Source organism: Mojavia sp. (assembly GCF_059505145.1).
This window is the reverse complement of record NZ_JCACKA010000149.1, coordinates 1-11,855: the sequence shown is the minus strand read 5'-3', so window position 1 is coordinate 11,855 and position 11,855 is coordinate 1. Positions and strand designations below refer to the sequence as shown.

At 40.2% G+C, this 11,855-nt stretch carries 15 protein-coding genes and 1 pseudogene; 7 read left to right on the top strand and 9 right to left on the bottom strand.

Features of this window, described 5'->3' with window-relative positions:
• Window positions 1-108: 108 nt before the first annotated feature.
• The 3 genes from AC5JL8_RS38100 to AC5JL8_RS38090 all read right to left on the bottom strand — a co-directional run bounded on the left by AC5JL8_RS38100 (window position 109) and on the right by AC5JL8_RS38090 (window position 1,652).
• Window positions 109-408: a hypothetical protein gene (locus AC5JL8_RS38100; protein ID WP_495884866.1), complete on the bottom strand. Its 300-nt coding sequence runs from the start codon at window positions 406-408 to the stop codon at window positions 109-111.
• Between the two features lie 407 nt (window positions 409-815).
• Window positions 816-1,214 carry a response regulator gene (locus AC5JL8_RS38095; protein ID WP_495884865.1) on the bottom strand — a complete coding sequence of 133 codons (399 nt, stop codon included), beginning with the start codon at window positions 1,212-1,214 and terminating at the stop codon, window positions 816-818.
• Between the two features lie 237 nt (window positions 1,215-1,451).
• Window positions 1,452-1,652 (bottom strand): hypothetical protein, encoded by a 201-nt coding sequence (locus AC5JL8_RS38090; protein WP_495884864.1) that lies wholly within the window; start codon window positions 1,650-1,652, stop codon window positions 1,452-1,454.
• Between the two features lie 367 nt (window positions 1,653-2,019).
• Between AC5JL8_RS38090 and AC5JL8_RS38085 the strand changes: the two genes are divergently transcribed.
• The gene (locus AC5JL8_RS38085; RefSeq protein WP_495884863.1) at window positions 2,020-2,544 is read left to right on the top strand and encodes a pentapeptide repeat-containing protein; all 525 of its coding nucleotides are present in this window, start codon (window positions 2,020-2,022) and stop codon (window positions 2,542-2,544) included.
• Between the two features lie 69 nt (window positions 2,545-2,613).
• On the opposite strand, the gene AC5JL8_RS38080 is transcribed toward AC5JL8_RS38085, so the two are convergent.
• From AC5JL8_RS38080 to fraC, 3 genes are all read right to left on the bottom strand, one after another.
• The gene (locus AC5JL8_RS38080) at window positions 2,614-3,393 is read right to left on the bottom strand and encodes an ABC transporter permease (RefSeq protein WP_495884867.1); all 780 of its coding nucleotides are present in this window, start codon (window positions 3,391-3,393) and stop codon (window positions 2,614-2,616) included.
• 102 nt (window positions 3,394-3,495) lie between these two features.
• Window positions 3,496-4,536, bottom strand: a complete 1,041-nt coding sequence (gene fraD / locus AC5JL8_RS38075) for a septal junction protein FraD (RefSeq protein WP_495884862.1) — start codon at window positions 4,534-4,536, stop codon at window positions 3,496-3,498.
• Window positions 4,537-4,592: 56 nt separating this feature from the next.
• On the bottom strand, window positions 4,593-5,132 hold the full coding sequence (fraC, locus tag AC5JL8_RS38070) for a filament integrity protein FraC (RefSeq protein ID WP_495884861.1): 540 nt from the start codon (window positions 5,130-5,132) through the stop codon (window positions 4,593-4,595).
• Between the two features lie 154 nt (window positions 5,133-5,286).
• On the opposite strand from fraC, the gene AC5JL8_RS38065 reads away from it, so the two are divergent.
• The 6 genes and pseudogenes from AC5JL8_RS38065 to AC5JL8_RS38040 form a co-directional block, all read left to right on the top strand.
• Window positions 5,287-5,508 (top strand): hypothetical protein, encoded by a 222-nt coding sequence (locus AC5JL8_RS38065; RefSeq protein WP_495884860.1) that lies wholly within the window; start codon window positions 5,287-5,289, stop codon window positions 5,506-5,508.
• A gap of 3 nt (window positions 5,509-5,511) precedes the next feature.
• The gene (locus tag AC5JL8_RS38060) at window positions 5,512-6,648 is read left to right on the top strand and encodes a cob(I)yrinic acid a,c-diamide adenosyltransferase (RefSeq protein WP_495884859.1); all 1,137 of its coding nucleotides are present in this window, start codon (window positions 5,512-5,514) and stop codon (window positions 6,646-6,648) included.
• 706 nt (window positions 6,649-7,354) lie between these two features.
• Complete coding sequence (locus tag AC5JL8_RS38055; protein WP_495884858.1) at window positions 7,355-8,173, top strand: TnsB C-terminal domain-containing protein; 819 nt, start codon at window positions 7,355-7,357, stop codon at window positions 8,171-8,173.
• On the top strand, window positions 8,170-9,036 hold the full coding sequence (locus AC5JL8_RS38050; RefSeq protein WP_495884857.1) for a Mu transposase C-terminal domain-containing protein: 867 nt from the start codon (window positions 8,170-8,172) through the stop codon (window positions 9,034-9,036). The genes AC5JL8_RS38055 and AC5JL8_RS38050 overlap by 4 nt, the downstream gene beginning before the upstream one ends.
• Window positions 9,037-9,039: 3 nt before the next feature.
• A complete protein-coding gene (locus AC5JL8_RS38045) occupies window positions 9,040-9,870 on the top strand; it encodes a TniB family NTP-binding protein (RefSeq protein WP_495884856.1) in 831 nt (276 codons plus the stop codon).
• A pseudogene (locus AC5JL8_RS38040) lies at window positions 9,870-10,223 on the top strand (TniQ family protein); the annotation flags it as partial. The gene AC5JL8_RS38045 and the pseudogene AC5JL8_RS38040, both read left to right, overlap by 1 nt.
• Before the next feature lie 112 nt (window positions 10,224-10,335).
• Here AC5JL8_RS38040 and AC5JL8_RS38035 read toward each other — a convergent pair.
• The 3 genes from AC5JL8_RS38035 to AC5JL8_RS38025 form a co-directional block, all read right to left on the bottom strand.
• On the bottom strand, window positions 10,336-10,767 hold the full coding sequence (locus AC5JL8_RS38035; RefSeq protein ID WP_495884855.1) for a PIN domain-containing protein: 432 nt from the start codon (window positions 10,765-10,767) through the stop codon (window positions 10,336-10,338).
• 2 nt (window positions 10,768-10,769) lie between these two features.
• Window positions 10,770-10,985, bottom strand: a complete 216-nt coding sequence (locus AC5JL8_RS38030; RefSeq protein ID WP_495884854.1) for a hypothetical protein — start codon at window positions 10,983-10,985, stop codon at window positions 10,770-10,772.
• A gap of 53 nt (window positions 10,986-11,038) precedes the next feature.
• A partial coding sequence (locus AC5JL8_RS38025) for an N-6 DNA methylase (protein WP_495884853.1) occupies window positions 11,039-11,855 on the bottom strand: 817 nt, incomplete at its 5' end.

Genomic DNA, 11,855 nt, shown 5'->3' with positions numbered 1-11,855 from the left:
TGATGCTTGGGGCTGGTTTGCTCACTGTGGTCTATTCATCTGAAAACCGCTGTAAACGCGATCGCTCTAAAAAAGTACAAGTTTTAAAATCAGATCCTTCGATGAACACTACTTCTTGAAGAAACTGCATATCAGATCACCAGGGTCTTTGTACCCAAATGGCACAACAGTACCATCTTGTTGAATTTTAACTTTAGAGCGACAGTTATAAACTTCGATGGGTCTTTTTAGATCATCCACATTAACTGCTGCTCTGTATTCCCAGTAATTTTTAGCGCTGCGTTGAATGCTGAGAATGCAAATACGATGTCCATTGTAATTTCGGCATACAGATGCCGTCGCCGGAAGCGCTACTGATAAAGAAAATATCAATAGCAGCAAAAGAGTTACACATCTGATCCCGCTCATACGATATGAAGTGTGATTTGCGGGAAATCATATCATTTACCCCTGAGCAAGATAGGGCTTCTGTCTTCTTAACTTCAGTCATTGGGTACTACTCGGTACTTAAGACTCAGCATTACTTAACTTTTTCCTCAATTCAGAAGTTATGTTGTATTAACGTTTTCTCAATTTATTGCATTATCAACATTTACTTGATGCGATAATTGCATACCTATGTGTTAATCTGAGCCGCAGAAATGCGATCCTCGTTATTGGGAATAAAGATGAATGCCCCTGGTAATTAATTACCAGGGGCTTTTTGTTTACAAAGCTCCTTCGGAGGGTAACTCCCTCCGAAGCAAGGTTTTAAGCCTCGCTCCTTGTGGGCGGCCTATTTTTTACTTAGGTTAATTAACCGGACATTATATTAATTATCTGCCAGCTAGTTTCGCAACTGCTGCAATTAGCTCATCTGGTTCTGCTGGCTTAGAAACGTGCAGCTGAAAGCCTGCGGTCAATGCCTGTTGCAGGTTATATTCTCCAGCATAAGCAGTCAGGGCGATCGCTGGTATCTGTCCACCTTGTTCTGGTGGCCAGGTTCTAATTTCGCGGATCAGCATATAGCCGTCCATTTCGGGCATACCGATATCGCTTAACAGGATGTCGAACTTTAACTCCGTTAGGACTTGTAGTACCTCAATAGCTGATGACACAGATGTGACTTGGGCCCCATCCTCTTCGAGTAGGAAACTGATAAAATCCCGCGAATCAGCATCATCATCTACAACCAGTATTTTGATTCCTTGCAGACTCCTAAATTTAGGGTTCACTTCTCCCTCTTTTTCGCTCTCTTCTGTGGGCGCTTTGCTGTGTTAAAGCGGTAGCTTGACTGTAAAAGTCGCCCCATGTCCTGATTAGGGTAGGGGATGCATCTGCCATTTAACGAAAACGAATTCGATTTTCAATTAAAATCCTGGCTAAAAAGCTGTCCTAGGAATGTCCAACAATATTAGCGAGCAAAGATACCAAGCATAGTTTAGAGAGTATTTCTTCTTGACCTTCAATCTTTAGCTAAGTAGAGTGGCGCAAAAAAACCGAAGTATGTAACGAAAAGTAAAGTTGTCTAAAAACCTCTTCGCTTCTGCCTTCTGCCACGGCAGTTGCTCTACTTGGGGAGACCCCAAGACCGCACTGCCTCCTCTGCCATTTGCCTTGTCATAACGACAATTTTTAACGCCGACCTCCTTACCTCTTGCAAAAGACATCATCTCTGGCGCTCCTAACGTATATTGATTTTTTTTGTTCTGTCTAATGCAATATTTTAAATATAAGTCTTTTAGGCGTTGTTTTTTTAACATTTGCCGGAATTGTGGCTGGTCAATAATGCAAACGGTAGACCAAATTAACTATTAACTCATAACTATGACGTTTTATTTGATTATCAGCTTTTCATAACTTATGTCAGCGTTTTTTGTTTGAAAAACCACTTCAAAAGCTCATTTTTCGCTTATAGCTAATTTTTTCTCAATTTATTTCTAATTATTGTCTGAGCTAACCCCCTTTTGGGGTGTACTCTCGATATACAGTAACTCTCACAATAGACCGTTGCCATAATTTACACCTTGAGGTAATACCATGAGAAATTATGCTGGCAAACAGGAATTTCTATCCAGTCAAATCACAAATCAATGTTTTCAGCAAAAGGATTTTAGTGGATATGACTTGAGTGGAATTGATTTGAGAGCAGTTGATTTAAGTGGTTTTAACTTGATAGGAGCAGATTTGCGTGGTGCGAATCTATGTGGCTGTATTCTTACTGGTGCTAACCTAAGTCGGGCAAACCTCATGCAGGCTGCTTTGTGTGAAGCAGATTTGAGTGCAGCTGATTTAAGTGAAGCTAAATTAATTGAAGCATCTTTGATTGAAACAAAATTAGTGCGAGCAAATCTCACAAGAGCTAAGCTATGTGGCGCAATACTTTTAGAAGCAAATTTAACTAATGCCAACTTGACTGATGCAGACCTAACATGGGCAAACTTAACAGAGGCCAACCTAAATGAGGCAAAGCTTTGGGGAACCAATTTGATTTATGCAAAACTGTGGGACACTATCATGCCCGACGGTACAATTCAGGAACCTCAAATAGTCTTTTTTTTATAAATAGATAAAAGGCAATAGAAAATTAATTTTCCATTGCCTTTTATTAAAGTTCGTTCAACAATTGCTGAATTAAAACTCGCGTTGCGAGAAAATGAGAATAGCGATCGCTAACAACATGAAACTATATAACAAGCCATAACCAGCATTAGTTATTAATGCAGTTGCTCCCGGAAGTGCTTGCAGTCCATAAACAGCATCATTCTTTAAATCTAATCGAGATAAATCTGGCAATATCAGATATAGAGCTTGAGTGAGACGCTCAATGCCTGGGTTACGGCTAAGACGACCAAATTGTAATAAATCTTGAGTTACATTCCCCATTAAATACACGCTAGAAGTTAAAACTATCGCTAATAAAGAACCAGTAAAAGCGCCAAAAGTAATTGCTAAAGCAGCGATTAAGGACATCTGTAAAAATAAGAAAATTACCGCAATTAAAATGCTCGGCATTGCATGATCAATGTGCCTAACTTGCAAAAATCCCAAATAAATCACCGTCATCATGGTGACGAGTACGGCTAGCACTGCTGATAACCCCAAGTATTTACCGAGGATAAATTCACTGCGGCTGACAGGTTTAGCAATTAACACTAAAATTGTCCGCTTTTCAATTTCTTTGTTAATCATTCCTGTACCAACAAATACAGCAACGATTAGAGCGATGACGCTCATCACCACGATCCCAAAATCCAAAAATATTTTATCTTCGGTAGTGGCGGCAAATTCAGGAATTAGGCGAAAGGCAACGGCGAGTATGAGCGTATAAAAGCCAATAATGTAAAGAATGCGATCGCGTATTACTTCCTGAAATACATTCTTGGCTAACACAAAAGTTCTGCTAAAATTCATCATAATTTACTTAACAGTTAATAGTTCAATAATTTGGCTGTGATTAAAAACTCAAAATTAAAAATTCAGTTTTTGCATCCTGAATTTAAATTTATTTTCTCTTTAGCGCTGTGCTGGCGGCGGCCCTATAATAGGTTTACTAACACGACCACACTCAATTTCTGCAACGACATTTGTCTCCTCTGACTGATTAGTAGTAAAATTACTTGTAGATTCTGCAATTGGTCTAATCTGACACGATTTCTTCAGGTAATAACCATTTGGGTTAGAAGTAGGGCCAGTCCAGATGCTGAGTATATCTAGTATATATTCGTCTTTTTTCGCAGGATTAGGATTTGATACACGCGGTTCAATTAGCCATAATTCTTTTTCTTCGTTTATTTTTAAGCGTTGGTCTTGTAATAGCCTCTGGCTCAGGTTTCTGAGATTTATATTCGCATTTTGTAGCCATTTTTCTACTTGCGACCAAGGTTGTTTGGATATTTGTTCTTCTACTAGTGGTTGCAGTTTGCTTAAAATTACAGCACCATTTGGTGAGACTCTAGCTGGAGGCTCAGTTCTAATAACAAAGACACTGCGGTTAAACTTTTCTGATTGCAAACTAGGATATCCTTCTAACCAATTATTGACAACAAAGTAAAACTGAAGCCAGCAACTTAATAGCATAGAACTGGCAATTAATACTATAACTTTTTGTCGGTCTTGTGGTTTAGGAATCTGAGCTTTGGCATCAGTACCACTCCCCTCAAAAAACTCTGGTATGGCAGTAATTAGTGCCGAAATTGTTGGCCAATAAACAATTGTTCCTGATGAAATCCCATCCTCGTTTTGTCCAAAGGCAAAAACACTAACTAAGAAACCAGTGATTACGGCTCCTACTGGCATAAAAGTGCCAGGAACCCTTAAAGGGTCATCAGTGGTATACCAAGCTGTACCAGCAATTAAAAATAACCAACCAAAAAATCCAATTGTATCTCTTATAGGATTAGTAGCAAAAGACGAAAGTGCCCAAGAAAAAAGGCTCAAATAAATTAATGTTTGCCAAGAATAAGCCTTATCTGGAACCAATAAGTTTCTGATTCTTGCGTAAATGCCAGTAAAAAATTTGGATAGACCTAGTAAATCTTTAAATAATACATTCATTTTGTTACCCCTATATTACTCATTAATCAATATATATTTTTGGCAATGGACTAAATTTATTTAAAATTAGGACGAAATAGTAAAACCAAAGTAATCGCACTATAGCTTAAGGAATTAGCTATCAATAAAGTAGTGAATAAATGGGTATTCTGCAATTTGTATCTGTTTGCCTGACGCAATTTCATCCGCTGGTTTTGAGTATCTTCTTGCTTTTTACCTACCTCTTCATTTAATAAGAGCGAAAAACCTCTTAAGAGAAAGAATTTAACCAGAAAAGTTCCAAAGAAAATGATAAAGGCTGTTAAAATAATTAAAGCTTGTGTAGACGGTTTAAAAGTATTAAAAAAGATATAATTGATTAATTCTGTTCGTAAGTCTATTGGTAGCATTGGTTCTATCACATAAAAGACTATCCAACCAATTACGCTAGAAAAGAGATTGATAGCAATGGCATAAAAAATGCTAGTTCTCTTGTCAAATTTCAGCCGAGAGTTAAAAACATATGCTTCTATGGCGATCGCAAGCAGTATAAATAATAAGTTAAACAAAATTGCACCAATGGGCAAAAGCCTGGGAAGTGTCCAATCTTCTAACATAAAGGGTCAAAGGTAAGGATCAACTTTAGAGAGTATAACTGGGATAGCTAGTTTGTTGGGGGCAATTTCTCCTTGCTGTTGTCAGTTACTATGCTAGTGTGCCAGTATTCCTCTATTTAAGCTAATTAATACATTTTGCTAACTCTTGTACGTAGTGGTGCGCCACACAAACTTTGCTTGGTCACAAGCTCTTGAGGCTGGGGAAACCAAGAAGTTACATTTAAACACTCTTTCTCCCCCTGTTACCCCCGCTCAAAGAGTTTGGCCTCACCTGACAATTTTGGGTTGGTCGAGTACTAGGTGTGGCGATCGCTGCCCTACCTCAGAGTGCAAGACGTTCGGTAAGATTAAGAACTGCCACGTTACAGCTTTTTGAAAGATGACAAGGAACGGTATCGGTATTCGCACGGCGCAAGTGCGTCCTGAACGGCTCATTGGTCAAATTCACGTCTACGACGGCGCGGGGAAAGGAAAATCCCAAGCAGCTTTAGGGGTGGTTTTGCGCTCGATTGGTTTGGGGATAAACACACCGAACAATTCCAACCGCGTCTTATTACTACGGTTTTTAAAAGGGCCAGAACGTGATTATGACGAAGATGGAGCAATTACAGCCTTACAGCGCGGTTTTCCTCATTTAATTGATCAGGTTCGGACTGGGAGAGCAGAATTTTTTGGCCCAGAAGAAATCACTCCTTTTGACTGTGCTGAAGCAGCGCGGGGTTGGGATGTGGCCAAAGGAGCGATCGCCTCTGGTTTGTATTCAGTTGTAGTCTTAGATGAACTCAACCCTGTCTTAGATTTAGGTTTACTTCCAGTTGATGAGGTGGTACGGACACTCAAATCGAAACCCCAGGAATTAGAAATCATTGCGACTGGACGCGCAGCACCGCAGAAGTTGCTCGATATTGCGGATTTACACTCAGAAATGAAACCGCAACATCACCCAACAGCAAAAGCATTGTTAATTGAGGGAATTGAAATTTACACTGGTGCTGGTAAAGGCAAGTCTACCAGCGCTTTAGGTAAAGCATTGCAAGCCATAGGTAGGGGAATCAATCATCCAGGTTCTACCCGCGTCATGATTATGCAATGGCTCAAAGGTGGTAGTGGTTACACAGAAGATGCAGCGATTGCCGCCTTGCAGCAGACATATCCTGAAGTAGTAGATCATCAACGTTGTGGGCGAGATGCGATCGTTTGGCGCAATTCTCGGCAAGAATTGGACTATGTAGAAGCCGAGAGGGGTTGGGAAATTGCCAAAACTGCGATCGCCTCTGGATTGTACAAAACCATCATCCTCGATGAACTCAATCCTACCGTAGACCTAGAATTACTTCCCGTAGAACCGATTGTGCAAGCCTTACTCCGCAAACCCCGTGACACAGAAGTTATTATTACTGGTCGGTGTCAAAATCATCCCACATACTTCGACTTAGCTAGCGTTCACTCCGAAGTTTACTGCCACAAACACTATGCCAATCAAGGTGTAGAACTCAAACGTGGGGTAGATTTTTAGATAGTTAATAGTTAGTGAAACTGAGAATCAATAATTGATAACTGAAAATTATGGAAAACAATAATTTGCTTGACTTAGTGACCGGGGTAGTGGCGATCGCTATTATTTTAGGTGGTTTTTTGATGATGTTCACTACTGTATTCACCACCAAAAAAAGCACTAATAAATAGAAATTAAAGCGATGAAGATAGTTTTACATTCATAAATAGGCGTTGCTGAAGTAGTAGGGTGCGTTTACGGAGTGTAACGCACCATCTCTAGTTTCAAGATGCTAAGACTTCACTCAGGATAACAACAGCTAAACCAGGAACATTACGAAAGCCTTTATCATTAGTAATAAATTGGTTACAGCTAATAGATAAGGCTGTGGCTGCATGGATTGGATAGCATCTGGTGTTTTTAGGTTGGTAGTAGCTCAAAGATTTGCAGCTTGTCGCAGTATGGTTGTACGGTGACTAATTATCTGTCGTCGTGACAAATTATTGTCATCGGTCAAATGCTTGTACAGTATATTTTATAGCGTTTTTACAAAATTAGATAACTTCTTCATTGTGACAAAATAAATGTCGTTATCCGTAATTATGACAAATTAACTGTCGCTTCTCAGAATAGAAAAAAGCTTTTGTGTATTTTCATAATGACAAATTGACTGTCGCTTTCTGTATATTTAGGATAACAATATGTATTTATAAAAAACTTATGTATTATGAACAGTCAGCAAAATCCAGATTTAGCTGTTCATACCTCGGCAATTCCTACAGAAGGCTTACAAGGAGAAAGTGATCAACCTCTTGAGAGGAATGTGATTGTCACAGAACTTTCAGAGGAAGCCCAACTCAAACTAGAGGTAATCCAAAGTTTGCTGGAACCATGCGATCGCATTACCTATGGGCAGAAGTTGAAAGAGGCTGCGGAAAAACTAGGTGTATCGGTGCGAACTGTACAGCGACTGGTTAAAAAGTGGGAGCAAGATGGCATAGTCGGCTTCACTCAAACTGGCAGGGGTGATAAAGGAAAGCATCGAATTGGTGAGTTTTGGGAAAACTTTATTCTCAAGACTTATAGGGAAGGCAATAAGGGTAGTAAACGTATGACCCCTAAACAAGTTGCCGTTAGAGTTCAGGCTAAAGCCCGTGAGTTGGAGGACTCAAAGCCGCCCAATTACAGAACCGTGTTACGGGTATTAGCACCTTTATTGGAAAAGCAAGAAAAAGCCAAAAGTATCCGTAGCCCAGGTTGGAGAGGAACTACGCTTTCAGTTAAAACTCGTGAAGGAAAAGATTTATCCGTAGATTACAGCAATCATGTTTGGCAATGCGATCATACCCGTGTAGATGTATTGCTAGTGGATCAACATGGTGAATTGCTAAGTCGTCCTTGGCTAACAACAGTAATTGACACCTACTCTCGTTGCATTATGGGTATCAACTTGGGATTTGATGCACCGAGTTCTCAAGGGGAACTTATGGGAAACCAGAACACTTTTATACAGATGGCGGTAAAGATTTTCGCTCTAACCACTTGAGTCAGATTGGGGCGCAGTTAGGTTTTGTCTGTCATTTACGCGATCGCCCTTCTGAAGGCGGAGTAGTAGAGCGTCCTTTCAAAACATTGAATGACCAACTATTTTCAACGCTTCCTGGCTATACCGGATCTAATGTGCAACAACGCCCAGAAGATGCAGAGAAGGATGCAAAACTGACTTTACGAGAACTAGAACAGTTACTTGTTCGCTACATCGTTGACCGCTACAACCAAAGTATTGATGCACGAATGGGGGATCAAACTCGCTTTGGTCGTTGGGAAGCGGGATTACCTTCAGTACCAGTGCCAATCGAAGAACGTGATTTAGATATTTGCCTAATGAAGCAGTCACGGCGCACAGTGCAAAGAGGGGGATGCTTACAGTTTCAAAATGTGATGTACCGAGGTGAATATTTAGAAGGATACGCTGGGGAAACGGTCAATTTAAGATATGACCCCAGAGATATTACAACGGTACTGGTTTATCGCCAAGAGAAAAGCAAAGAGGTTTTTCTGACTCGCGCTCATGCTCAAGGTTTGGAGACTGAGCAACTTTCATTAGATGAAGCTGAGTCCGCAAGTCGTAGACTGCGTAATGCAGGTAAAACTGTCAGCAACCAAGCTTTATTGCAAGAAGTCATTGAGCGTGATGCTCTGGTAGCAAATAAAAAAAGCCGCAAGGATCGACAAAAATTGGAGCAAGAAATTCTGCGTTCTACTGCGGTGAATGAAAGTAAAACAGAGTCCTTAGCATCTCCTGTTATGGAACCAGAAGAAGTGGAATCTCCTACTCCGGTTCAATCTTCATCTCAAGAACTAGAGGTGTGGGACTATGAACAACTGCGTGAAGAATACGGATTTTAAACAATGACAGATGCACAAGCGATCGCCAAGCAATTGGGTGGGGTGAAACCAGATGATGAGTGGTTGCAAGCTGAAATTGCTCGTCTCAAGGGTAAGAGTATTGTTCCATTACAGCAAGTGAGGTCTTTGCATGATTGGTTGGATGGAAAACGTAAAGCACGGCAATCTTGTCGAGTAGTTGGAGAATCACGCACGGGGAAGACAGTTGCTTGTGATGCTTACAGATACAGGCAAAAAGTACAGGCGGAGGTGGGAAGACCACCAATTGTCCCTGTAGTTTATATTCAGCCACCCCAAAAATGCGGTGCAAAGGATTTGTTTGGCGAGATTATTGAGTATTTCAAATTTAAAGCAACTAAGGGAACAGTATCAGATTTTCGCGGCAGAACAATGGAGGTATTAAAAGGCTGTGGCGTAGAAATGATCATTGTTGATGAAGCTGATCGGCTTAAGCCTGAGACTTTTGCAGAGGTGCGTGATATTTATGACAAGTTGGGCATTGCTATTGTTTTAGTAGGAACTGACCGTTTAGAAGCAGTAATTAAGCGCGATGAACAAGTTTATAATCGCTTTCGGGCTTGTCATCGTTTTGGGAAGTTGTCAGGGAAGGATTTTCAAGAAACTGTACAAGCCTGGGAAGATAAGGTTTTAAAGTTGCCATTGCCTTCTAATCTCATTAGCAAGGATATGCTGCGGATTTTGACTTCGGCAACAGAAGGTTACATTGGTCGGCTAGATGAAATTCTCAGGGAAGCAGCAATTCGTTCTTTATCAAGGGGATTAAAGAAAATTGACAAGGCTGTTTTGCAGGAAGTGGCGCAGGAGTATAAGTGATGGCAGCACCAGATGTTAAGCCTTGGCTTTTTATTATCCAACTTTATGAAGGGGAAAGCCTGAGCCATTTTCTAGGTCGATTTAGACGTGCTAACCATTTATCTCCTAGTGGGTTGGGTAAATTGGCAGGTATTGGTGCAGTGGTAGCACGGTGGGAAAGGTTTCATTTTAATCCTCGCCCTAGCCAAAAAGAGTTAGAAGCGATCGCATCTGTAGTAGAAGTAGATGCAGACAGGTTAGCTCAAATGCTGCCACCTTTGGGAGTGGGAATGCAGCATGAGCCAATCCGCCTGTGTGGGGCTTGTTATGCTGAAGCACCTTGTCACCAAATTGAATGGCAGTATAAGTCGGTATGAGCAACAAGCTTACCTCTGACCGCTAATTGCAAAATTATTTCTCGTAACTTGTCAATTGCATTTGGTGCATCAGTCAATAATTCAAAATTCTGAAAAAACTTATCTACTTTCATTTAAATGGATTCACAATTTGTAATTGACTATCTACCACTAACCCATCCTGCATATCTTCAGAATAGAGAATACTTGCTCCCGCAGCTAAAGCACAAGCAACAATTAAACTATCCCAAAAAGAGAAATTAAATCGACTGCGGAGGTTAGAAGCAGATTCAAAAATAGTTAGGTTAAACTCTACCACAGTGCAGCGACGATAAAGCGACTGAATCACAGCTTTCACTTGCTCCTCATTAAAGGCTGCTTTTTTCAGTAAATTATTAGAAATCTCATTAACAACCTGTGTACTGATAATTATTCCTTCAGCATCCGTAATAGTAATAGCAATATTACGCTTTCTTTCTCTTTCTGCAAATTCTATTTTTTGGTCGTCAAACAAACGATAAAGCCAAACATTTGTATCAACGAATGATGCACCAGATGTCATAATTAGCGATTGTAAATTTCTTCACGGCTGAGAAATCCATCCACCTGCACAGGGTTCTCTGTCAATTCATCAATTATGTCTCTTTTTCGAGATGACTTTTTATTTACTAAAACAATTACCTTAATATCATCTCCTTCACTGAGTTCCTGTTTGTACTCATCAGGAATCTGAATTAAACCGTTTTGAATTTTTGCTTGAAATTCAACTGCATTTAGCATAATTAATTCCTCTTATATGGAGAATATAAATCAATTGTAACCGCATTTTTTTATCACTCGTCCCTCTTCAATGCTTCCATTAATTCAAATTTCAACTTACTCCGCACCTCACCCAATTCCGTCATGAGTTTTTGATGCTCTGCTAACATCTCATCTAAATCAGCGTGTTCTACATCAACTTTGTGAGGATTCTTAATATCTAGGTTGTAATTATTCGCTTTTAAATCTGCAATTGAAACCTGCCAAGCAAATTCATTTTCCTCGCGGTTATCCCACCATTCTTGCTCCGGTGCAAACTCCTCAAAGCGAATCGGCTTAGTTTTCGAGTATGACTTATACCCTGCTGGATAAGAGTGTTCATAATACCAAATGGTTTCTGTTGGTTCCCCTTTCGTGAAAAATAGCAGATTAGTTTTAATACCTGTGTAGGGATTAAATACACCATTGGGTAAGCGGACAATTGTATGCAGATTGCAATCTTGCAGCAGTTTTTCTTTAATCCGCGTCTTCACACCTTCCCCAAACAGCGTTCCATCTGGTAGAACTATTGCGCCTCTACCGCCTTCCTTAAGTAAATGAGCAATCAGCACCAGAAATAAATCTGCCGTTTCTCTGGTGCGGAATGTAGCGGGAAAATTGTCCTCAATTCCATCTTCTTCCATCCCACCAAAAGGCGGATTAGTGATAATTACATCCACCCGTTCGTGAGGACTATAATCGCGTAATGGTCGTGCCAAAGTATTATCATGTTCTGCTGACGGCACATCAATACCATGTAAAATCAGATTCGTTACACAAAGGTTAAAAGGTAACGGCTTTGGGAGCATCCACTTTTGGCAGAAACACTCAAATAGCAAGTAAACCGTTAAG

Bases quoted from the DNA above. Each gene is read 5' to 3' on its own strand.
- AC5JL8_RS38100 (WP_495884866.1), bottom strand. From the start codon at position 408: ATGAGCGGGATCAGATGTGTAACTCTTTTGCTGCTATTGATATTTTCT.
- AC5JL8_RS38090 (WP_495884864.1), bottom strand. From the start codon at position 1,652: ATGATGTCTTTTGCAAGAGGTAAGGAGGTCGGCGTTAAAAATTGTCGT.
- AC5JL8_RS38085 (WP_495884863.1), top strand. From the start codon at position 2,020: ATGAGAAATTATGCTGGCAAACAGGAATTTCTATCCAGTCAAATCACA.
- AC5JL8_RS38080 (WP_495884867.1), bottom strand. From the start codon at position 3,393: ATGAATTTTAGCAGAACTTTTGTGTTAGCCAAGAATGTATTTCAGGAA.
- fraD (WP_495884862.1), bottom strand. From the start codon at position 4,536: ATGAATGTATTATTTAAAGATTTACTAGGTCTATCCAAATTTTTTACT.
- fraC (WP_495884861.1), bottom strand. From the start codon at position 5,132: ATGTTAGAAGATTGGACACTTCCCAGGCTTTTGCCCATTGGTGCAATT.
- AC5JL8_RS38060 (WP_495884859.1), top strand. From the start codon at position 5,512: ATGACAAGGAACGGTATCGGTATTCGCACGGCGCAAGTGCGTCCTGAA.
- AC5JL8_RS38055 (WP_495884858.1), top strand. From the start codon at position 7,355: ATGAACAGTCAGCAAAATCCAGATTTAGCTGTTCATACCTCGGCAATT.
- AC5JL8_RS38045 (WP_495884856.1), top strand. From the start codon at position 9,040: ATGACAGATGCACAAGCGATCGCCAAGCAATTGGGTGGGGTGAAACCA.
- AC5JL8_RS38035 (WP_495884855.1), bottom strand. From the start codon at position 10,767: ATGACATCTGGTGCATCATTCGTTGATACAAATGTTTGGCTTTATCGT.
- AC5JL8_RS38030 (WP_495884854.1), bottom strand. From the start codon at position 10,985: ATGCTAAATGCAGTTGAATTTCAAGCAAAAATTCAAAACGGTTTAATT.